Source organism: Marinobacter salinexigens (assembly GCF_008370345.1).
Lineage (GTDB): Bacteria > Pseudomonadota > Gammaproteobacteria > Pseudomonadales > Oleiphilaceae > Marinobacter > Marinobacter salinexigens.
The window spans coordinates 135,830-156,283 of sequence record NZ_VTUU01000007.1 but is presented as its reverse complement, the minus strand read 5'-3'; the positions used below and the strand labels follow the sequence as shown (position 1 = coordinate 156,283).

Below are 20,454 nucleotides of genomic sequence, written 5' to 3'. Positions count from 1 at the left end.
GACAGCCACTCGTAAATAACCAGACTGACAAACCCATGACGAGTGCCTAGAATGATGCCTGCAACCCTCTCAACCCCCTTGAATGCCAAGGAGCGCCCGGTGGCTGCACTGGATCAGAAAACAGCAAACGCCGAGGGTCCGAAAGACCCGTGGAGCCGCTTGCTCGAAAAGGTCGGCAAGCACCAGGATCGTGAAGCGTTCCACAAGCTGTTTGAGCACTTTGGCCCCCAGATCAAATACTTTGCCATTGCCAATGGACTGTCCAGTCACGCAGAAGAGCTGGTGCAGGAAGTGTTCGTCTCTATCTGGCGTCGATCCTGTCTCTACGACTGGCGCAAAGCCGCGGCGTCGACCTGGATATTCACCATCGCCAGAAACCAGCGCATCGACATGCTGCGAAAGATGCAGCGAACCAGTGCAGAGATTCCCATTGAAACCGAAGATCTGTGGCAGGTTCCCGGTGAGAACGACGATGAACCGGTTACTTCGCTGCACCGACTGATGTCGGAGCGGCGCATCCGCGAGTCCCTGGGAGAGCTGTCAGAAGAACAGACAACCGTCATCGCCAAGGTCTACATGGAGAACAAGTCGCATCAACGCGTTGCAGACGAGCTGAACATACCGCTGGGCACGGTGAAAAGTCGGGTTCGGCTGGCTTTGAACAAACTGAAAGTGATTCTGCAGGACCAAAACCCATGACACGGCACCACCCAGATAACCTCAGCCTGCTGGAATACAGTGCGGGTAACCTGAGCGAGCCCCATGCTCTCTGCATCCGGCTCCATCTGGACAAGTGTTCGCACTGTCGCAGCCGTGTCGATGCCATGGAAACCCTCGGCGCCGTCATCATGGAGCATCAGCCCCGCGTTAGCCTGTCCGAAGGCATGTTTGACAGCATCATGGATCGGGTGGATCACGGACCAGAGGCTGCAAAGCCGGGCTCCGCATCACCAGCTCCAGCGCCCGAGAAGAGGCAGGACGTATTGCAAAAGCTGCTTGGTGCCGGCCTCAATGACCTGCCCTGGAAACGTCAGCTAGGTGATGTCAGCGTGCTCGATATCACATCAAAATTTCCCAACCAGCCGGAACGGGTGGTCCTGCAGAAACTGGCGGCTGGCGGCAAAGCGCCGACCCACACTCATCGGGGAGAGGAAACAACCCTGGTGCTCCAGGGTGCCTTTGCCGACCACAAAGGCGTGTTCAATCAGTGGGACTTTGTCGTGCTGAACCAGGAAGACGAACATAAGCCTGTCGCCGTGGGCTGCGAGGACTGCATTACCCTGTCCATACTGAGCGCCCCGGTAAAGCTGACCGGCACCTTCACCCGATTGCTCAACCCGTTCATCCGCTGAGCGAACTCTGGAACTTTGTTGGCCTGAACGGCCAATTACTTGGCCAGACTGACCGAAAATGACCGATCATTGGCATGTTGTGACCTTCTTCAGGACATATAAAGCCCTGATAATAGCCACGTTGATTAGTGTCTCTGAACTAGTCCGGCACAGATTCCGAACAGAATCAGGTGCTATTTTTTAAGCCGCGCTCTGCGTGGCTTTTTTTATGCCCGTTTGTCTGTCAGCCCAGGGGCTGGGGTACAATGGCGCCTTTTGATCTTGTTCCCGCACCCGCCGGGCTGAAGAACACGGAGTCGCTATGAACCCAGCCGATTACTCATTCCGCTTTGGCGGCATCGAACGCCTGTACGGTCGCCGGGCCCTTGACGCTTTCCGCCAGGCACATATCGTCATCGTGGGGCTGGGGGGCGTTGGCTCCTGGGCGGCAGAATCCCTGGCTCGCAGCGGCATCGGTACCCTGACACTGATCGACATGGACGATATTTGTGTCTCCAACACGAACCGCCAGCTTCACGCCCTGGAGAGCCAATACGGCCGAACCAAGACCGATGCCATGGCCGAGCGCCTTAAGGCCATCAATCCCCAGGCCGACATCCGTGTCCACTTCGGATTTCTGACGCCCAAGAATGTGGCAGAGCTGATTCCTGACAGCATAACCGGAGTCATCGATGCCATCGACAGTGTGAAGGCCAAAGCGTCTCTGATTGCACACTGCCAGCGGCGCAAGATTCCCATCGTTTGTGCCGGCGGCGCAGGCGGCCAAATGGACCCCACCCAGATCCAGGTAGCTGATTTGAGCAAGACCACCCAGGACCCGTTACTGGCCAAAGTCCGTAACATGTTACGCCGGGAGTATGGATTTTCCCGCAACCCCAAGCGCCGTTTCGGGATTGAGGCCGTATACTCACTGGAGCAGCTGACGTATCCTGCCGGTGATGGCGAAGTCTGCCTGCAGAAGCCTGCAGCAGAAGGCCCGGTTCGACTCGATTGTGCTTCCGGGTTCGGAGCCTCCAGCCCAGTGACCGCCAGCTTCGGCTTTTTTGCGGCGTCCAGGCTACTGAACCGGATTGCACGGCGCGCCAACCAGTAACTCAAAGGACCTGAATCCCTTATGCCTATCAGTACCGTGATGCTCCTTGCCAGCATTGGCGTTCTTTCCCTGTTCTGCCAATGGCTAGCCTGGCGGGTACGGATGCCCGCGATACTTTTCCTTCTCGCGGGAGGGATTGCCGCCGGTCCGGTACTTGGCTTTCTTGCACCAGAAGCCGTTTTCGGCGATCTGTTATTCCCGGTCATTTCACTGGCCGTTGCGATCATCCTGTTCGAAGGCAGCCTGACTCTGCGTTATGAGGAAATTCGCGGCCACGGAAAGATGGTCAGAAACCTGGTTCCGGTGGGCGCCATCGTCACCTGCATCATCGGGACGCTCACCGCAAAATGGGTGCTCGACGTTTCCTGGCCCGTGGCCCTCCTTTTCGGCGCGATTTCCATTGTTACCGGGCCTACAGTGATTGCACCGCTGCTCCGCTCTGTCCGCCCCGACTCGAAGCTTGCGAACATCCTGCGCTGGGAGGGGATCATCATCGACCCTGTAGGCGCCCTGCTCGCGGTGCTGGTCTTTGAAGGCATTGTGTCCTGGGGACAAGGTAATGTTTTCGAACACTCTCTGTATATCTTCGGCAAAACGCTGCTGGTTGGCTTCCTGATTGGCGCCGTTGCCGGTTACCTCAATGGCATCGTGCTCCGCAAGCACCTGATCCCCCAGTACCTTCACAATGCCGGCACCCTGACCTTCATGCTTGGTGTCTATGCCATATCCAATGAAATGGCTCACGAATCCGGACTGCTGACGGTCACGGTCATGGGTATCTGGATGGCCAACATGAAGCAGGTACCGATCGAGAGCATCCTGGAGTTCAAGGAATCCCTGAGTGTCCTGCTGATCTCTGCCCTGTTCATTATTCTGGCGGCTCGGATCGAGTTCACTGCGATTGCAGACCTCGGATGGGGCCTCGTGATTGTTCTGGCTATTCTGATGCTGGTCGCACGGCCACTCAGCATATTCCTCTCAGCGATCGGCACCAGCCTGAACTGGCGGGAGAAGTTATTTCTGAGCTGGATTGCACCCCGTGGCATCGTGGCGGCCGCGGTATCCGCACTGTTCGCGTTCCAGTTGCAGAAACTCGGCTATGAAAGCGCAGCCACACTGGTTCCGCTGGTCTTCATGCTGATTATCGCCACTGTCACCCTGCAAAGCCTGACAGCCCGCCCGCTGGCACGGATCCTGAAAGTGGCAGAGCCCGCTGAGTTCGGTTTCCTGATACTGGGCGCCAATCCGGTTGCCAGAATGATTGCCCAGGCACTGCACAAGCACGACGTGCCGGTCATGCTGGCAGATACCAACTGGGAGAATGTCCGCCAGGCGCGCATGGACAATCTCCCTACTTACTTCGGCAACCCGGTCTCTGAACATGCATCAACCCACCTGGACCTGACCGGTATCGGCAACCTGCTGGTCATTTCGCCGTACAAGCACATGAATTCCCTGGCCACCTACCACTTCCTGGACTGGTTCGGCACGACATCCGTATTCACCCTCGCCGACGGTGATCAAGACCAGAAAGCCCGACACCAGACTGCTGAGAAGATCCAGATGACCAGAGGTCTGTTCGACGGTGTCAGTTACGCCAAGCTGGCCAGCCTGGCCAGCCAGGGCTACTCGGTGAAAACAACCCAGCTGAGCGAAGAGTTCAGTTACGAGAACTTCCGGGAAAAATACGAGAATCAGGCGCTCGTGCTGTTCGTGTTCGACGGCAAGGACCGGATCTCACCAGTCCGGGAAATGGATACACTGAAACCGGAAAATGACTGGAGCCTGATCAGCCTGGTGCCGCCACAGCCCCCCAAAGAACGGAAAGAGAAGGAAACCGAGGCTCCCGGGAAAGACTGAGGAGCCCCGGGCTCCTCAACGGCAATCGAGAACGAGCTTGCCTCGTACGTGACCGCCTTCGAGTAATTCGTGGGCGTCGGCTACCTGCTCCAGCGGGAACGTCCGATCAATGTGCACCTTAACGTCACCGTCTTCGATCAGTTCGGCAATCTCATCCAGGTGGAAGGCATCCGGGCGTACCGTCATTCCGTGTGCCCTCAGCCCCATGGACTCTGCGGTGCTGATAATTTCATCAGCTGTCACAGTCGGAATAGTCACCAGGACACCATGCTCCCCAAGCGTATGCAGCGAGCGCTTACCCGCTTCTCCTCCGACCAGATCAAGCACCACGTCGAGGCCGTAACACTCTTCTCCCACATCCGTCGTGTGGTAATCAATAACCTCATGCACCCCCAATCCCGCCAGGAAATCCCGGTTATTCGCGGAGGCCGTGGCAATAACGTGAGCACCGCGCTCCAGTGCAAACTGAACGGCAAAATGTCCGACGCCGCCAGCTCCTGCATGAATCAGTATTTTCTGACCAGATTCCAGCTTGGCGACTTCAAACAGCGCCTGCCAGGCGGTCAGGGCCGCCAGTGGCACCCCGCTCGCTGCCACCAGATCCAGCTCATCAGGCACAATCGCCAACTCATCAGCCCCGGCCACGGCGTACTGGGAATAGCCACCGCCAGAGGATGGAAACCCGATCATGCCCATTACCCTGTCTCCCGGGCTGAGGGTCGTTACCTCTTCACCGACGGCCACAACCTCTCCCGCCATGTCATAGCCCGGAGTCCAGGGCAGTGAATTCTCGATCTGCCGGGCCGCAAAACCGAGCCCCTTCCTGGTTTTCCAGTCAATGGGGTTAAGGCCTGCGCCGTGTACCCGGATCAGAACCTGGTCAGCCTCCGGCTCAGGGACTTCTGACTGGATAACTTTCAGGACATCACGCTCCCCGAACTGATCGTAAACGACGTGACGCATGGGCTCGGTAATCGGGTTGGACTGTTCCATGATGCTCTCCAGACTGCAGTGATAACGGGATACAGGGATTCATTCAGACTAGCAGAAGTTGCCAACACCAGCGGTTCAGTTGAAGCCTGCGTTCTTTCCGCCAGCGACCACCGCGCCACCCAGAATGTCCGCAAAGGGTTTCGGAGCCCGGGACGGCCGCTGGCTTTTCAGATCGACACAGGCATGAGTCGACACCGCCCGAACCAGGGTCTTCCCATCAACCGGACGAATCAGCTGGAACTGCCGGGACGACCGGAACTTACCATCATAACCGGTCAGCCAGGTTGCCAGAACCAGACGGTCTCCGGCATTTGCAGGCATCAGGTAGTCAATCTCGGTCCGGGTAATGGCCATGGCCTTGCCGGTTTCTTCGTGCAATTCCCAGGTCATACCCAGGCTGTCAATATGTGCCCAGCTGATGTCCTCAAGCCAGCGCACGTACACCACATTATTGGCATGCCCCAGGCGATCGGTATCTTCGTCCCGTACGACAATGTCGATCGTGAACGGATCAGGCAGATCCCACTGGAACGTCTTTTCGGTGGTCATTGTTCTTCTCCGAACCCCGGAATGGCCCGTAACGGTAACCGCCCGATACGATCATTGTGAAGTGAACCAAAGTATAGGTAGCTACCAACAGGGTTCACCGAAGTGATTTCCTGGAGGTGATCGCCACTTGTGTCATGGAGACTGGTCAGCACCTTGCCATTCCGATCAAAGGCTACCGCCAGGCCGTATGCCTGGGGCTTTGGCTGAAGACTTTCGGGTAGCTTTGCCACCAGGTTCTTGAGCCAGGGATGCTTGTGCAGGAAATCCATCTGGGGGTTTCGCAAGGTGGGAAATGCCACCCAGTAACGACCTTTGCTATCTACCGCCAGGTTATCCGGGAAACCAGGCAGGTTATCCGCGAAGATATCGGTCTGCCCCGCTTTCGGGCCCTTAAGCCAATGGCGAAGAATCCGGTATTTCCAGGTTTCGTTCACCAGAACAAAATCACCGTCCGGAGATACCGCCACCCCATTGGCAAAATAGAGATTCCTGACAATGACCTCGGTTTTACCATTGCGGGGGGAGTAGCGGAGCAATCGGCCGTAGGGACGCATTTCCATCAGGTCGAGCCGGTAATCCGGCTGATGGAAACGGGAACTGGCGTCGGAGAAGTAAATCCGGCCGTCCGGCGCAATATCAACATCATCGGTAAAACGAAACGGGGTGCCCTCCGCTTCACGAGTCAGGATTGACAGCGTCCGGTCCGGCGCAACGGAGACGAGCCCTTTCCAGGCGTCAGCGACAATCAGATTCCCTTTCCCGTCAAAGACCATACCCAGCGGGCGCCCACCCGGCTCAAGCCAGGTTTCTACCTTGCCATCCGGCATGACACGGACAATCTTGCCGTCCTGGGTCCCTGCGTAAACCACACCCTCTGAACTGACGGCCGTATCCTCCGGGCCGTAGATCTCGCCCCGGGCTAACAAATCGGCCTGACGCAGCAGCTCATTCGGCGCCAATGGGCCACTCATCGCCACCGGCGCCGGCGCCTGCCAGGCAGCACTGTCAATCGGAGAGGGACTCAGCAGGAAACCACCTACCAGCAGAAACAGGGCCAAGGCCGCTGCCATTATCCATTTCATGGTTCTTATCCGCTTGTTATCGGTTGTCTGGATACATTCGCGCTGGCTTAACCTTAGCAGATGGTAAGAGGGCCTTGAACACAACCGTTGGAGCTGTCCCTGTCGGCTTCAGGACGTCAGGATTTCAGGAAACGGCGGCAGAGCGCGGTAAACGTATCAGCCTTATCCACATGCAACCAGTGGCCGGTATCGCGGATGATCCGCAACTCCGCAGCCGGGAACAGGCTCTGTATTTGCTCCCGGTGTTTTTCCTGGATATACGCCGAATCCGCTCCCTTGATGAACAGCACTGGCCCGTTGAATGGTCCATCGCCCGCAGGAGCCTTGGCGAGGTTGGCGTAGAGATTGTTAATCACCGGCAGATTCATGCGCCAGCGAAATACCGGGCCGCCGGAAACCTGCTCGTCCCTGGGGACCCGAACCAGATTCTTGAGCAGGAACTGTCTGATAGACGGGATATCCACATACTCCGTCAGATGATTCTCTGCGTCCTGCCTGGACTTTACTGCCGCCAGATCGGTTGTTGTCAGCCCTTCAAGAATGGCATCGTGGCGAGGCTTGTAGTTCACCGGGGCAATGTCAGCCACGATCAGCTTGTCTACCCGCTCCGGGGCCATCAACGCCACTTGCATGGCCACTTTGCCCCCCATGGAGTGCCCCAACAGGCTCGCGCTGTCTATACCCTGAGCATCCATGTAGGCGATAACATCTTCCGCCATCGAGGGGTAATCCATGTCATCTGTATGGGGTGAGCTGCCATGGTTGCGCTCATCCAGAGCATGAATCTGCCACTCATCCTGCAAACGGCGGGTAATGCCTCCCAGGTTTTCCAGCGAGCCGAACAGGCCGTGCAGCAGGATCAGAGGGGCACCCTCACCGGTAATACGATGGTTCAGTTCTACACTCATGGACAACCAGTCTCCGAATCGCCATTGATACAAGTCAGGCGGGATACATTACCACTGCCTGTGCAGTGGGCAAGGCCCGGAACATCCGGAGAGCTTAAAATGACACAAAAAAAGGCCGGGGGTTACCCGGCCTCAAGGTCATAGGCTTTACGCCTGGCTGATCAACAGTAGAAAATGCTGTTCAGATACTCGGCTAATGCCACTACATTCTCACGCTCGTACGTGCTGTGCGGCACAAAAATTTCCTGTTCCATAAGACACCTCCTGATTACGCCTACGGATTACTCCAACCTGGTGACTTACATGCTATCGTTACTACAACAACAAACCGTTGACAGGGCGTCTCATCCATTTGACATTTTGTATCAGTGTCGATGACAGCCTGTTCATATTGGAAACGGATACTGTGATTCCGGCCGAACTCGCCCCATCCGACACCCCCCTTGTGGCAGCCTCAAGCACTCTGGCGCTGGTGCATTATCTCGAACGCCAGGGCGTACTGGATAAGGCTCGGGTTGAACAGATCACCGGCCTCAATCTCCATACTCTGTCTGATCCTGATCTGCGGGTTCCCGCCTCGGCCCACTACCGGCTCTGGGATTATGCCGAGTCAGTCACCGGGGATGCCGGCGTGGGACTGCACGCAGGCCAGGTCATTGACCCGGAACGAATGGGGTTGGTCGGGCATGTCTTCTTTAACTGCGATACCCTCGGGGAAGCAGTCACCCAGTATGTCAGGCTGCATCGCCTGATCAACGAATCCATCATACTGAGCTTCGAGCAAACCGGTGATCTGGCCATTCTGACCTGGCAACCGGATACCCCTGACCATTATTGCCGACAGGATATGGACCGGACCCTCGCCGCCGCTCTGAGCCGGACCCGCCATTTCATCCACGCTGGCCTGCAAGCCGAATGGGCAGAGATAGCCCATCCCAAACCTGCCTACGGCGATGAGTACGAAAAGCTGTTTGGCGGGCCCGTACATTTTGGCGCGGGCATCACCCGGCTGGCATTCCACACCAGACACCTTGCCCAACCGATCCCTCAGCGCAACCCCTACGTCTATTCCGCCGTTCTGAAACAGGTCAACGCGGTTCTGGCACGATTACAGACCCGGCGCTCCTTTGGCCGCAAGGTCCGCCGCCTGATTTCCCGGCAGATGGCAACAGACCGGATAGATGCGGACACCCTGGCCCGCCAGTGTCACATGAGCCGTCAAACGCTTTACCGGAAGCTGAAAAAAGAGGGGCTGAGCTTCCACGACCTGGTTGAACAGGTGCGCAAGGACAAAGCTCTCAGGTATGTTGCGGCCGGCCAATACGCTCTTGGTGAAATCGCCTTTCTGCTCGGATTCTCGGAGCTCAGTGCATTCAGCCGCGCATTCAAGCGCTGGACCGGTTCGTCACCCGCCCAGTACCGGGCCAGCCATCAAACCCTTGAGGCAACGTCTGTCGCGACCGGCAGCACGACTGGACACAAGGACCAATAATGCCAGACTTTTCTTTCGTCGCGGTCGTCGTCGGCCTGATCTATCTTGCAGCATTTGCATGCATCTATCGGATTCTCCTTACCTACCGCACGGCACAGGGCGCCATCGCCTGGATAATCGGACTTGTCGGCCTACCCTACCTGGCCGTTCCACTATTTGTCATGTTCGGGCGTTACCGTTTCGGCGGTTACGTCAAGGTCCGCCGGATGGGAGATGAACGGCTGACCAGCCTGCTGAACCGGTTCGAACAGCAAACCACCTCCATTCCCAAGCCCGCTTCGGAACGCTTCGAAGACGAGTTACAAGTGCTCTGCAAACTCGGGCGCCAACCGTTTACCGATGGTAATCAGTGCACGCTACTCAGAGACGGTGCAGCCACTTTCGAGGCTTTGTTCGAGGCCATGGAGGACGCCCGGCACTATATCCTCCTCGAGTTCTACATTATTCGTTCAGACCGCGTCGGCCAGCGCATCAAGTCGATCCTGGAACGTAAACTGGCACAAGGTGTAGAAGTCTGGTTTCTCTATGATGACATTGGCAGCGTCTGGCTGCCGAGAACCTACCTTGACCAGCTATCCGCGGCAGGCGCCCGGGTAGCGTCTTTCGGCAATGGCAACATCCGCCGCAGGCGATTCCAGATCAATTTTCGCAACCATCGCAAGCTGCTGGTCTGCGATGGCAAAGTCGGATTTGTCGGCGGCATTAACCTGGGAGACGAATACCTGGGAACCTTTATCGACCAGGAGCCCTGGCGGGACACCCACTGTCGGATTGAAGGGCCGGCCGTTACTGGCCTGCAACTGGCCTGGCTGGAGGACTGGAACTGGGCCAGTGATCAGCAGCCGCAGCTGGACTGGACGTCTGCGGACATCCCCCCCGGCAAGGATGAAGTCCTGGTATTACCTACCGGCCCTGCAGACGACTGGGAAACCTGTACTCTGTTCTTCCTCAACTGCATCAACAATGCCCGCACCCGACTGTGGATCGCTTCGCCCTATTTTGTTCCTGACCTGCAGGTACTCAACGCCCTGCAACTGGCCGCGATGCGAGGCGTGGATGTGCGCATCCTGATACCGGAGAAATCCGACAACCGGCTTATCCGGCTGGCCGCATATTCTTATCTTGTTCAGGCCTGCAAAGCAGGCATCCAGATCTACCGTTACCAACCGGGTTTCATGCATCAAAAAGTCATCCTGGTGGACGATCGCTATTCAGCTGTCGGAACAGCCAATCTCGACAACCGCTCCATGCGCCTGAACTTTGAGATCACCGCGGTTACCACCGCATCTCACTTCCTGAGCAGTGTTGAAGCGATGTTAAAAGAGGATCTCGACAACTGCCGCCTGATGACCGAGGACGACTACCGGCAACGTTCCATTCTGTTCCGGCTCGGTTGCCGCGCCAGCCGGCTGTTCGCACCCATTCTCTAAGCAGCTGCGCGCACTGGTTTCGACTCAGGGAATTATGCGACTATGCCTGTCTGAACCCGCCGTCTGCTTTAGCGAAACACAACCATGAATGCGTTCAAGCCCAAGGAAACCCTGACCGAACAGGTCGCCCGCCACATAGAAAACCTGATTGTTTTTGACCAACTGGGATCAGGGGAGCGTATTTTCGAAGCTGCCATGGCCAAGCAGATGGATGTCAGCCACGGTTCTGTGCGGGAAGCCCTGCTGCTCCTGGAGAAGCGCCACCTGGTCCGCAACGTGCCACGCAAGGGTGCTTTTGTGACACCACTTGATGAGTTCTTCGTTCGCAGCCTCCACGAAGTCCTGGAACTCTACCTGACCCACACCGGCCGTAAGCTGGCCCGCTTGTGGCAGGAAGATGATATGCAGAAACTCGAATCCCTGTACCAGCGTATGGACAGCTGCTATCGGAACAATGACCTGATGACCTTCCTTGAGCTGGGCATCGAATACACCAAAGCCTCGCTGGCGTACGCTGACAACTACTTTATCGTTTCCGCCATTGACGACCTCTGGCCATCAGCCAGGCGTTGCGCCTTCGCCGCGTTCCAGTTCGGCGGCAAGCAGATACTGGAAGACAACCTTGCCCACATGCAGGAGTCCATCAGAGCCATCAGGGAGCGAGATGAAGACAAGCTGGCAGACATACTGCACAGATTTGCACTTCAGCAATGCCAGCAGGTCCTGGACGCGATAGAAGCCTCTAGTAGAACAAACGCGTAAACGAGAAACCGATATTGAGGTAGGTGGCCCAGTCGTCCTTATTACTATAGGCAGTCGCCAACTGCACTGGTCCCAGAAAGGTATCCACCCCGGCAAATACACTCCATGAACGGACCGAGCGCCCCCAACTGGCGTCCTCAAGTGATTCCCAGGCATTACCAGCTTCAAAGCCCAGCCCGGCAAACCATGGAATCAGCGGGCCGCCGAACGTCTGCCGGGCATACACTGCGGCCATCAGTCCATTATCCCCGGTAATCTCTCCGGGAGCATAGGCCGACAGCTGGCGAAAACCACCCAACCGGACGGCATTTTCGACGCCCGGTTCGCCACCGGTAACCGTCTCGCCATAGAGCATTCCGGTCAGATTGAAACCTCGCCAACTACCCGTACCCAACAGCATGGCGGTTACCGAATCAAAGTGCCGGTCGGAGCCCAGACCCTCTCTTTCGATTTTGCCCCTGATACCGGCGAACGCTCCATGTCGGGGATAAAATGCATCATCCAGAGAATCATGGAGCATCTGAAGCGAGAAGCCGCCCTGGTGTATCGACCCCGACTCAGCTATTGGCTGTCCCACCTGTTCATCAATGGTCGCGTAACCCCGGGCATACTTCAGACGTAGCTCTGCGTTCCCACCCAATTCCATGCCCAGAGACAGATCCGCATGGCGAAAAGTCACGTCCACATCCGCGATACGGAGTCCGGTGTTGTCATAAAGGCTGAAGCTTTCCCGACTGTAGTCTGCACCGACGGCCAGGAAACGCTGATAGCCATAGTCCAGTGGTTGGTACCACTGGGTACGCACCCAGGGCTCAGTACCCAGCTGAATGCCGGTCTGCCATTCTGCCCCCAGCTCGTTGAGTTCTGTCATTCGCAGGGATGAGGCAATATTGAAACGGGTATCCCCCTCAAAATTATCCTCGTAGTTCAGCCCAAAGGAGAGATAGTTCGGGCCCCAGTTTTTTTCCCGGACGCGAATCGTCAATACCGTGCCATTCGGGGATGGAGACAAGGAATAGGACACGGTTTCGTAGTAGCCCAACCCATATATGAGTTTGAGGTCGGCTTCCAGCACCGCCACATTCAACTCATCCCCGACTTCCTGGTGAATACGCTGGAGCAAAAAGTCCTGAGACAGATTGCCTCGCTGATCAATCTCGATGCGGGCAATCGGGCCCGCGCTCAAAGTCCGGGATGACAGACGTGCCTTGAAGGCAACCCAGTCAGGCCTTTCCACAGACAGCGGATGCAGTTCTACAGCATGGGCGCGCGCTCCCGTTGCACCCAGTTCGTAGAGCACCGGCGCGTCATAAAAATCGGAAGAGGTATAACCCTGCAGGTCCGGGCGGATGAGAATATCCTGGTCAGTCAGCGATTCCAGCTGCTGATCGGTGTTTCTCCGGGTCATCACCGTGGTGAGCTGACCGACCACCGAAAAGGCTTCCCGCAACTCTTCCGTCTCCATCAGCGGGTCGGTGATATCCACCGCAATCACCACGTCGGCTCCCATCTCGCGGGCAACACTCACCGGCAGATTGTTGGCTACGCCACCGTCTACCAGAAGGCGGCCACCCCGTTCAACCGGAGCATAGACACCTGGAATACTCATACTTGCGCGGATGGCTTCGGCCAGGTTGCCATCGCCAATGACCACTTCGCCCCCGGTTTCCAGGTCGGTAGCGACTGCCCGGAAGGGAATGGGCAAATGGTCGAAATCCTGAACCAGAGCTGCGCTCCGGGTCAGCTCATTGAGAATGAAGCCAAGATTCTGGCCGGAGATTATGCCACCGCCCACATGCAGACCATCGGCGCGAAGGCCTACGCCGGGAGTCAGTGGAAAGCGCGCCTCTTCCTGCTTTCTCCGTACCGGCTTGTAGACCCGGCCCGGGTCATCCCGGAAACTGGACAGCCAGTCCAGCTCTATAAAGCGTTGTTCGATGTCCTCTACTGACATACCGGAGGCATATAGCGCCCCCACCGCAGAGCCTGCGCTGGTGCCCACCACAAAATCCACCGGCACGTTCATTTCTTCCAGTACCCGCAAAACGCCAACATGCGCCAACCCTTTGGCTCCACCGCCACTGAGAACCAGTCCTACTTTCGGGCGGTCTGCGGCCAGCACTGGCGAGGTCAACAAGGCAAAGAGAGCCAGACACAGGAACATAACTCTCACAGGGCAGGCTTCCTTTCCTTCACAAAAAGCAACTGGCACTCAGTGCTGGTCAGCATCATTGTCATCCGCGATGGACAGGTGCGAAACGTCCGGCACTATGGGTGGGGGGACATCTCTTTTTACACCAAGATCCGATCCGGAAGGGGCCAGACTCCATTCATCAAGGTGCTGGAACATGGGAGCTTCCACCTCTTCCGGTTCCGCAAGCGTGACACCTACCGGGTCCAGCCCCAGCCCACTTCCTGAAAGAATGTCATCTACTTTGTCACCGGCCACCGGTAAACGGTCACCGGGTTCAACCTCTGGAACTCCCGACGCCTTACGATCCTCTCTCACCGGCTCAGGCTCGGCAGCAGGGGCTGCGGCCGGTACCGTCCGTTCTGTCACCGCTGCTGCCGGTCGGGCAGGGGCGGCACCGGGCATTGGCTGGACCTGGGCCACCATACCGTGTTTTTTCAGAACGGCCTGGTATTTCTGCGCCTGGGCCTCATCCAGCTTATTGCGGATCACGACTGGCTGCCCGCTGAACATCCGGTCCACCTGCTCGACACTGGCCTTGAACAGAGCCCTCGCATTATTGCGTGCCGTCGCCTGGTCTGTACCCGGCTCACATTCACCCTTGAACACAAGCTGAAACATACCCTTTCCCCTTTTCTGATGCTTCGTTCAAATGATAGCCAATCCTATACCAACCGGGCAGCCGGCCTCATTGGCCCATAATCACATGCGAACTGCAAAAAATTGAAAAATACCGAGTCAAATCTAACGCAAAGCACGACAGACTCTGCAATAATCAATCGTAACCAAGCGTTACACGTTGTTACATGGACGCTAACTTGTCACACGGGAGCAACCGCCATGATGCTCAGAAATCTCTCCCTCGCACTGTTTGCCAGCAGCCTGTTTGCCACCAGCAGCGCTCAGGCGGAGAACATTGACGTTCTGATGAGCTCAGTTTTCCCTCAGGGGCAGGCCACCTACATCGGCTATGAGAGCGTTGAACGCCAAGACATCCCGCTGTCTGCCGCAGTTGATCGCAAATACCTGATTGTCGACTTCCGCATGCCATCAGACAGTCTTCCTGCTGAGCAACTCCAGGCCAGTGTCCACAAAGTCTGCATGACTCTGCTGAAAGACCAGGATCTGATCCGGCATCTATCAGACTCCGGCTACGATATGGTCTCCGTAGCCTTCGATCGCAGTTCGCAGTTCGACTGTCTGTAAGCCCAGGCGGTCACGACTCTCGCCCCAGCAGTTTGGGAAAGGACTCCAGCGCACTGTTAACCGCATCCAGGTTAAACGCTTCCACATCGGCCAACAGTTTTTCCCCATAATGGGTGACTGAGCGGGACCGGAAGCGCTGTCCCCATGCCATGACCCGGGTGGCGAAGTCCCTCATCTTTTCCGGGTCCCCGCTCTCGCGCACCGTTTCCCACTCATCGCCAAAATCCGACGCCAGTTGCTCACAAAGCCAGCCACGCTCCTGCATACTGAGAGTCTGGGCCAATAACCGCTCAGCCTCTTTAGGTTCACCGTCGTCTTCAGCCTGCTCCACCGTCGCTTCGACTCCCGGCAGAGTGACCGTAAACACAGAACCCTGACCTTGCTCGCTTTCCACGTTAAGAGATCCACCCATCATCTGGACCAGTTTCCGGCTGATTGCCAGCCCGAGTCCGGTTCCTCCATAGCGCCGGGTGTTTTGTCCTTCCTGCTGTTCAAACGCATCAAAGATACGCTCACGCTGGTCCGGAGCAATGCCGATCCCGGTGTCCTTGACGGTCACAACGAGCCGGTAATACTGATTATCCTGGCCGCCACTGTCATCAGATGAATCGTCGTTTTCGGATTCCGGCAGGGTCGCAACCGCACGGACCTTCACAACCCCTTCATGGGTGAACTTGATGGCATTACCCACGAGATTGAACAACACCTGACGCAAGCGGGTTTCGTCCAACATCATCGCCGCAGGCATTTTGGAGTCAACGCTTACCTCCAGGGAAATGCCCTGCTCCCGGGCTCTCAGATCGAAGATGTGGCGAACGTCATCAAGGAGCCGTCGTACCGAAACAGCAGAATAATCCAGACGCATCTTTCCGGCTTCAATCCGCGACAGATCGAGAATATCGTTAATCAGCATCAGCAAGCTTCGGCTACCAGCCCGGATGGCATCCAGGTAATTTCGCTGCTGGGGGTCCGTCACACTGTTGCTCAGCAAATCACTGTAGCCAATAACCGCGTTCATGGGTGTCCGGATTTCATGGGACATATTGGCCAGAAACTCAGACTTAGACCGACTGGCGGCTTCCGCCTCCCGGGCCAGCCTCTCTGCCTCCAGCTTGGCGGCGCGGAGCTCATCCTCACTCCGTCTCAGGGCATTCTCCGAACGTATCCGCTCATCAACTTCCCGTGACAGTTTTCGGTTCCAGTACAGGAAAATCAGCACCACCACGATGGCAATCAGAATCACCCGACGCACGACGGTGTAATCTGGTTCCTGCTCGATATCCAGATGAATCCAGCGGTTGTAGATGGCTTCTGTTTCAGCGGCATCCAGGCTGCTGAGCGCCTTATTGAGAATCCGGTGGAGCTCCGGACGATCCTTTCTCACCGCCAGCCGGAAGTCATACTGGTAAGGCGTGATACTGGTAATACGGAGGTTCGACAGCCCCAGACGGGCAACGGTGTAGCTCACTGCCGGGATATGGGTCACCATCACATCCAGGTCGCCGTTTGACAGCGCAAGCAGCCCCTCCTCTACACTATCCACCGGGTAGAGGTCGAGGTTCGGATGGTTGATCAGCAGATAGTCGTGAGCGGCATGTCGATTCACCACCCCGACCCGCTCGGTGCGGAGTTCCCGGAGATCACCAATAAACCGCCCATCATCCCGAATCGCCAGCGCAATCGGCACCGTGAGATAGGACCGGGTAAACAGGTAGTCATTCTCCGTGCGGGGCGTTTTGGACAACCCCGGCAGGATATCCACTTCCCCGTCCTGAAGCATACGATCAGCTTCTATCCGGTCAGGCACCTGTATTCTGGAGAAACGAACGTGGAGCTGGCTTTCCAGACGGTTGACCAGGTCCGGCACCAGGCCGGCAGGACGGCCATCCTGGCTATACTCGAACGGCGGCCAGTCGTCCCGGAAGGCCACACGGAGATTCGAGTGCTGTTTGAGCCATTCGAGATCGGAGCCTGACAATTCCAGCCCGCTGCGTTCCAGCGAGGGTAAATCACTCTGTAACCAGGATTGCCGGATCACCCGGTGTTCATTATGGCCGATAGCCGCTACCGCCTGGTCCAGCACCTCAAACACCCGGTCATTATCAACATCCACCTGTAAAACCACGTCGACGGTCTGCTGGTCCAACAGTATCGACAGACCGATTCCGTTGATCATCGCCGACTGCAGGTAATCCGACACCACGGGCACCGGCCCCAGAAACGCATCCGCCTGACCGGACAATACCTGGCTGACAGCTTCCCCGATACTTTCAACCAGCACCGGAGTGAAACTGTCCACCGGGTCCAGCATTGGATACTGGTTGGCGTCGCCATCAATGACCGCCACCCGGCGCCCCTCAAGATCCGCCATACTCCGGATCGAGGCATCTCCGGCGCCAACAAACAATCCGTAAGTCAGGGTCATCATTGGCTGGGTGTAGCGCTTACCTGTTGTCACCGGCGCATTCGGCAAGCGGGTAGTCAGCACGGCATCGACAGAATCACCGCCTCCACCGCCCATCACAACAGGCTCAATGGGCAAGCCAAGCTTGTCCGACAGGCGAGCAAGATAATCTACGTAGGTGCCTGCCAGCACGCCATCCCCGGTATCAAATATCAGCGGTACCTGGCCGACCGTCACACCAATACGGAACTTTTCCTGCTGCGCAAGCCAGAGCAGGTCCTCATTACCGAGAACCGGCGCGGGGGATGGCTGGGGAGGGTCTGCCCGCAGAGGGGTGTGGAATAACGCCAACAGGCAGCAAAGTAAGACAGGCAGGGCAACCTTCACTGGATATCCTCAAGGGTTCCGCTACATTTCAGGGAACAATACCTGCATTCGAAAACGATTTCATTCGGACCGTCATTATTCAGGAGATCTGACTCGATGGATACCAGCAAGCACACCCTAAGCACCCTGTTTGAACAACTCGGACTGGCCTCGGATGAAGCCAGCATTGAAGATTTCATTACCCGGTATTCTCCACTTCCCAGCGAAGTCGCGCTGCAAGACGCGCCATTCTGGTCTGAAAGCCAGTCACAGTTCCTGGAGGAGGGACTGGAAGAAGACAGCGACTGGGCAGAAATCATTGACGAACTGGATGCCCGAATGCGTCACTGAGCGGGTGAATCCGGCTCCAGGTGAACCTGGTTGCGCCCGGCGTCCTTGGCCTGGTAGAGGGCTCGATCAGCACGATCGAATACCGTCTCACCTGTATCTCCCGGGCTGAACCCCGAAACACCGGCAGAAAAGGTCACAGTCACCGGTTCGCCACTGAAATGGAAAGGCAGGTTAGCGACATGTGCTCTTAGTTGGTCGAGAACCGCGATTGCATCAACCGGTGACGTTTCGGGAAACAACAGCACAAATTCTTCACCGCCGTATCGTGCAATGAAGTCCGTGTTGCGCAAGCGCTCTTTAAGTTCCCGGGCAACCAGTTGCAACACCCGATCACCGGCTTTGTGGCCATAAGAGTCATTAATCCGTTTGAAAAGGTCGATATCCAGAACCCCAACGGTGAGCGGGTGCTGGTACCTTTTCCATCGGTTGTACTCAAAGGAAAGCCTTTCCTGCCAAGCCTCACGGTTGGGCAATTGGGTCAGCAGATCTGTGGTTGCCTTCTGGCGTTCGCGGCGGATCTGCTCCTGCATCTGCTCGGAATGCGCCTCCATTGCCGCCATTTTTTCCTGCATGGCTGCAAGCTGATCGGCAAGCTCTTGCTCCCGCTGGGTTTCCTGCGCACGAAAACGGTCCAACGCGACAGCAATGGATTCAAGGTGGTCACTGACGGATGATTTCAGTTCTCCCAGATCATGGCTTTCCTGAACATCCACTCCGGCACACTCGAGCCCGTGGCGAATTTCCTGGTCTAATAATTCTGTAGCGCGAATACGCTCAGCCTGCGCCGATGACTGGTTTGCAAAATGCTGCTGGAACACTTCCAGGCGTTCATCCAGACGCTGAAGAAAAGCTTCAAACTCCCGCTGGCTGCGGGCAATGGCAGCAATAACCAGATCTGCCACATGATTGAGGCCTTCCCGCAATTCATCCCAGCTATCCGAAGACAGTAACGATTGCTGCAAGACTCGTGCTTGCGCTTCAGCATTGGCCTCAAGGGAGACCTGACTGAGTAACTGCCCGAGCAACTGGCCCACCCTGCGGGCAATCCTCAGCCTCTGGGTATTGTCATCCAGGCTGCCGCTGTCAGTCGGTTTTACGGTATCGGGTGGTGTCTCTGCCGGGGGGGAGTCAGCCTCTTGTTCCGGGAGTTTCTTCCAGTTGAACAGGCTTTTCTTGGCAACGGGCTTCTCATCGAGCAGCGTCACCTGGCGATCGATCTGTTCCTGCAGTTCCCGCCAGTTTTCAACATCTACTTTATTCTTTCTCAGGTCTTTACGTACCCGGGCCAGCAGGCGATCGAGTTCCGGTGCTTGTCCTTCCGAAGCCAGACAGGTACGAACCAGCATGCGTTCGAGGGTATTACGCTCCGCCTTCCACTGCTCTTCCCTTTGATCTGCCGACTCAAGTTCCTGAAGATACTTCTCTTTCCAGGACTGATCCGATGTCATTGAACGCTCCCTTCTCCTGCTTGCTCCTGCTTGCCCTTGCTCAAGCTGTGCTCGTCAGCCGCCGGCCTGATCGTCGGAATGACCTGATCCACGCTGATGACGACGCGCCCTGGGATGACTCTGGTCATACACGCGGGCCAAATGCTGGAAATCAAGATGAGTATAGACCTGTGTGGTCGCAATGTCCGCATGTCCCAACAACTCCTGGACGGCTCGCAGATCGCCGCTGGATTCCAGCATGTGGCTGGCAAAACTGTGCCGGAGCATATGTGGATGCAATCCCTGATCCGCCCCTTTGGCGATCCCCCAGCGGCTCAACCTGGCCTGCACACTCCGTGCACTGAGGCGGTTTCCCCGCCTGCTCACGAACAGCGCCGGCTCGGCCTCGCCCGCCAGCGCTGACCGCACCGGCAGCCACACGTCAAGGGCTGCTAATGCCTTACGGCCAACCGGAAGAATTCGTTCCTTGCTGCCTTTTCCCAAAACCCGAATCTCATGTCCGCGGTGATCAACAGAATCAAGATCGAGCCCCACCAGTTCCGACAATCGCAACCCGGACGAATACATCAGCTCGAACATGCAGAGGTCCCGAATTTCCAATGGGTCGTCTGGATCTGTATCCAGCAAATGATTGACCTGATCTACATCAACAGCCTTTGGTAACCGGCGCGCTGCTTTCGGGGCCCGGATATCCAGTGCGGGATTATCCTTCACCAGTTTTTCCCGGAGAAGAAACTGGTAGAACCGCCGGATCGCAGAGAGGTGGCGGGCAATGCTTCGCCCCCCAAGACCCTCGCGACTGAGAGTGGCTACGTAACGTCGCAAGTAATGACTGTCAACATCGCGCCACTGAGTCACATCTGACTGGTTTAACCAGACAGAAAGTCGGCCAAGGTCACGACGGTAACTATCGCAGGTTCTCGGGGAATGGCGCTTTTCTGAACCCAGATGCTCCATAAACTTCGCC

At 56.8% G+C, this 20,454-nt stretch carries 18 protein-coding genes; 9 read left to right on the top strand and 9 right to left on the bottom strand.

The annotated features are described in order from the left end of the window. Positions 1–51: 51 nt before the first annotated feature. From FWJ25_RS14585 to FWJ25_RS14570, 4 genes are all read left to right on the top strand, one after another. Positions 52–699, top strand: coding sequence for a sigma-70 family RNA polymerase sigma factor (locus tag FWJ25_RS14585; RefSeq protein WP_246166847.1), 648 nt, complete (start codon positions 52–54; stop codon positions 697–699). Next, a complete protein-coding gene (locus tag FWJ25_RS14580) occupies positions 696–1,352 on the top strand; it encodes a ChrR family anti-sigma-E factor (protein ID WP_149600988.1) in 657 nt (218 codons plus the stop codon). Before FWJ25_RS14585 ends, FWJ25_RS14580 begins: the two co-directional genes overlap by 4 nt. 301 nt (positions 1,353–1,653) lie before the next feature. Beyond that, positions 1,654–2,445, top strand: coding sequence for a tRNA cyclic N6-threonylcarbamoyladenosine(37) synthase TcdA (tcdA, locus tag FWJ25_RS14575; RefSeq protein ID WP_149600987.1), 792 nt, complete (start codon positions 1,654–1,656; stop codon positions 2,443–2,445). Between the two features lie 21 nt (positions 2,446–2,466). Next, entirely contained in the window at positions 2,467–4,305 is a 1,839-nt protein-coding gene (locus tag FWJ25_RS14570; RefSeq protein ID WP_149600986.1) for a cation:proton antiporter, read from the top strand. Positions 4,306–4,320: 15 nt separating this feature from the next. Here the strand turns inward: FWJ25_RS14570 and FWJ25_RS14565 are convergent, their stop codons facing one another. The 4 genes from FWJ25_RS14565 to FWJ25_RS14550 form a co-directional block, all read right to left on the bottom strand. After that, positions 4,321–5,298, bottom strand: a complete 978-nt coding sequence (locus tag FWJ25_RS14565) for an NADP-dependent oxidoreductase (RefSeq protein WP_188093641.1) — start codon at positions 5,296–5,298, stop codon at positions 4,321–4,323. Between the two features lie 75 nt (positions 5,299–5,373). Further along, positions 5,374–5,847: an acyl-CoA thioesterase gene (locus FWJ25_RS14560; protein ID WP_149600984.1), complete on the bottom strand. Its 474-nt coding sequence runs from the start codon at positions 5,845–5,847 to the stop codon at positions 5,374–5,376. Further along, positions 5,844–6,929, bottom strand: a complete 1,086-nt coding sequence (locus FWJ25_RS14555; RefSeq protein ID WP_149600983.1) for an SMP-30/gluconolactonase/LRE family protein — start codon at positions 6,927–6,929, stop codon at positions 5,844–5,846. Before FWJ25_RS14555 ends, FWJ25_RS14560 begins: the two co-directional genes overlap by 4 nt. Positions 6,930–7,045: 116 nt before the next feature. Beyond that, positions 7,046–7,837: an alpha/beta fold hydrolase gene (locus FWJ25_RS14550; protein WP_149600982.1), complete on the bottom strand. Its 792-nt coding sequence runs from the start codon at positions 7,835–7,837 to the stop codon at positions 7,046–7,048. A 406-nt stretch (positions 7,838–8,243) separates the two neighbouring features. On the opposite strand from FWJ25_RS14550, the gene FWJ25_RS14545 reads away from it, so the two are divergent. The 3 genes from FWJ25_RS14545 (at position 8,244) to FWJ25_RS14535 (ending at position 11,521) form a co-directional block, all read left to right on the top strand. Then, complete coding sequence (locus FWJ25_RS14545) at positions 8,244–9,329, top strand: AraC family transcriptional regulator (protein ID WP_246166846.1); 1,086 nt, start codon at positions 8,244–8,246, stop codon at positions 9,327–9,329. After that, positions 9,329–10,759 carry a cardiolipin synthase gene (gene cls, locus FWJ25_RS14540; RefSeq protein WP_149600981.1) on the top strand — a complete coding sequence of 477 codons (1,431 nt, stop codon included), beginning with the start codon at positions 9,329–9,331 and terminating at the stop codon, positions 10,757–10,759. Before FWJ25_RS14545 ends, cls begins: the two co-directional genes overlap by 1 nt. An 84-nt stretch (positions 10,760–10,843) precedes the next feature. Further along, positions 10,844–11,521, top strand: coding sequence for a GntR family transcriptional regulator (locus FWJ25_RS14535; RefSeq protein ID WP_149600980.1), 678 nt, complete (start codon positions 10,844–10,846; stop codon positions 11,519–11,521). Here FWJ25_RS14535 and FWJ25_RS14530 read toward each other — a convergent pair. Continuing rightward, positions 11,502–13,685 (bottom strand): patatin-like phospholipase family protein, encoded by a 2,184-nt coding sequence (locus tag FWJ25_RS14530; RefSeq protein ID WP_149601036.1) that lies wholly within the window; start codon positions 13,683–13,685, stop codon positions 11,502–11,504. The genes FWJ25_RS14535 and FWJ25_RS14530 overlap by 20 nt on opposite strands. A 48-nt stretch (positions 13,686–13,733) precedes the next feature. After that, complete coding sequence (locus FWJ25_RS14525; protein WP_149600979.1) at positions 13,734–14,333, bottom strand: hypothetical protein; 600 nt, start codon at positions 14,331–14,333, stop codon at positions 13,734–13,736. Between the two features lie 219 nt (positions 14,334–14,552). Between FWJ25_RS14525 and FWJ25_RS14520 the strand changes: the two genes are divergently transcribed. Continuing rightward, entirely contained in the window at positions 14,553–14,918 is a 366-nt protein-coding gene (locus tag FWJ25_RS14520; RefSeq protein ID WP_149600978.1) for a hypothetical protein, read from the top strand. Positions 14,919–14,928: 10 nt separating this feature from the next. Here FWJ25_RS14520 and FWJ25_RS14515 read toward each other — a convergent pair whose 3' ends face one another. Further along, positions 14,929–17,709 (bottom strand): ATP-binding protein, encoded by a 2,781-nt coding sequence (locus FWJ25_RS14515; RefSeq protein WP_149600977.1) that lies wholly within the window; start codon positions 17,707–17,709, stop codon positions 14,929–14,931. A 96-nt stretch (positions 17,710–17,805) separates the two neighbouring features. Between FWJ25_RS14515 and FWJ25_RS14510 the strand changes: the two genes are divergently transcribed. After that, a complete protein-coding gene (locus FWJ25_RS14510; RefSeq protein WP_149600976.1) occupies positions 17,806–18,039 on the top strand; it encodes a DUF2789 domain-containing protein in 234 nt (77 codons plus the stop codon). Here FWJ25_RS14510 and FWJ25_RS14505 read toward each other — a convergent pair. Both FWJ25_RS14505 and xerC read right to left on the bottom strand, forming a co-directional pair. Further along, positions 18,033–19,487: a GGDEF domain-containing protein gene (locus tag FWJ25_RS14505; RefSeq protein ID WP_149600975.1), complete on the bottom strand. Its 1,455-nt coding sequence runs from the start codon at positions 19,485–19,487 to the stop codon at positions 18,033–18,035. The two genes, FWJ25_RS14510 and FWJ25_RS14505, sit on opposite strands and share 7 nt — an antisense overlap. Before the next feature lie 54 nt (positions 19,488–19,541). Continuing rightward, positions 19,542–20,444, bottom strand: coding sequence for a tyrosine recombinase XerC (gene xerC / locus FWJ25_RS14500; protein WP_149600974.1), 903 nt, complete (start codon positions 20,442–20,444; stop codon positions 19,542–19,544). Positions 20,445–20,454 lie beyond the last annotated feature (10 nt).

Excerpts from the sequence above, each read along its gene's own strand:
- FWJ25_RS14585 (WP_246166847.1), top strand. The coding sequence starts at position 52 with ATGATGCCTGCAACCCTCTCAACCCCCTTGAATGCCAAGGAGCGCCCG.
- FWJ25_RS14580 (WP_149600988.1), top strand. The coding sequence starts at position 696 with ATGACACGGCACCACCCAGATAACCTCAGCCTGCTGGAATACAGTGCG.
- tcdA (WP_149600987.1), top strand. The coding sequence starts at position 1,654 with ATGAACCCAGCCGATTACTCATTCCGCTTTGGCGGCATCGAACGCCTG.
- FWJ25_RS14570 (WP_149600986.1), top strand. The coding sequence starts at position 2,467 with ATGCCTATCAGTACCGTGATGCTCCTTGCCAGCATTGGCGTTCTTTCC.
- FWJ25_RS14565 (WP_188093641.1), bottom strand. The coding sequence starts at position 5,298 with ATGGAACAGTCCAACCCGATTACCGAGCCCATGCGTCACGTCGTTTAC.
- FWJ25_RS14560 (WP_149600984.1), bottom strand. The coding sequence starts at position 5,847 with ATGACCACCGAAAAGACGTTCCAGTGGGATCTGCCTGATCCGTTCACG.
- FWJ25_RS14555 (WP_149600983.1), bottom strand. The coding sequence starts at position 6,929 with ATGAAATGGATAATGGCAGCGGCCTTGGCCCTGTTTCTGCTGGTAGGT.
- FWJ25_RS14550 (WP_149600982.1), bottom strand. The coding sequence starts at position 7,837 with ATGAGTGTAGAACTGAACCATCGTATTACCGGTGAGGGTGCCCCTCTG.
- cls (WP_149600981.1), top strand. The coding sequence starts at position 9,329 with ATGCCAGACTTTTCTTTCGTCGCGGTCGTCGTCGGCCTGATCTATCTT.
- FWJ25_RS14535 (WP_149600980.1), top strand. The coding sequence starts at position 10,844 with ATGAATGCGTTCAAGCCCAAGGAAACCCTGACCGAACAGGTCGCCCGC.
- FWJ25_RS14530 (WP_149601036.1), bottom strand. The coding sequence starts at position 13,685 with ATGTTCCTGTGTCTGGCTCTCTTTGCCTTGTTGACCTCGCCAGTGCTG.
- FWJ25_RS14525 (WP_149600979.1), bottom strand. The coding sequence starts at position 14,333 with ATGTTTCAGCTTGTGTTCAAGGGTGAATGTGAGCCGGGTACAGACCAG.
- FWJ25_RS14520 (WP_149600978.1), top strand. The coding sequence starts at position 14,553 with ATGATGCTCAGAAATCTCTCCCTCGCACTGTTTGCCAGCAGCCTGTTT.
- FWJ25_RS14510 (WP_149600976.1), top strand. The coding sequence starts at position 17,806 with ATGGATACCAGCAAGCACACCCTAAGCACCCTGTTTGAACAACTCGGA.
- FWJ25_RS14505 (WP_149600975.1), bottom strand. The coding sequence starts at position 19,487 with ATGACATCGGATCAGTCCTGGAAAGAGAAGTATCTTCAGGAACTTGAG.
- xerC (WP_149600974.1), bottom strand. The coding sequence starts at position 20,444 with ATGGAGCATCTGGGTTCAGAAAAGCGCCATTCCCCGAGAACCTGCGAT.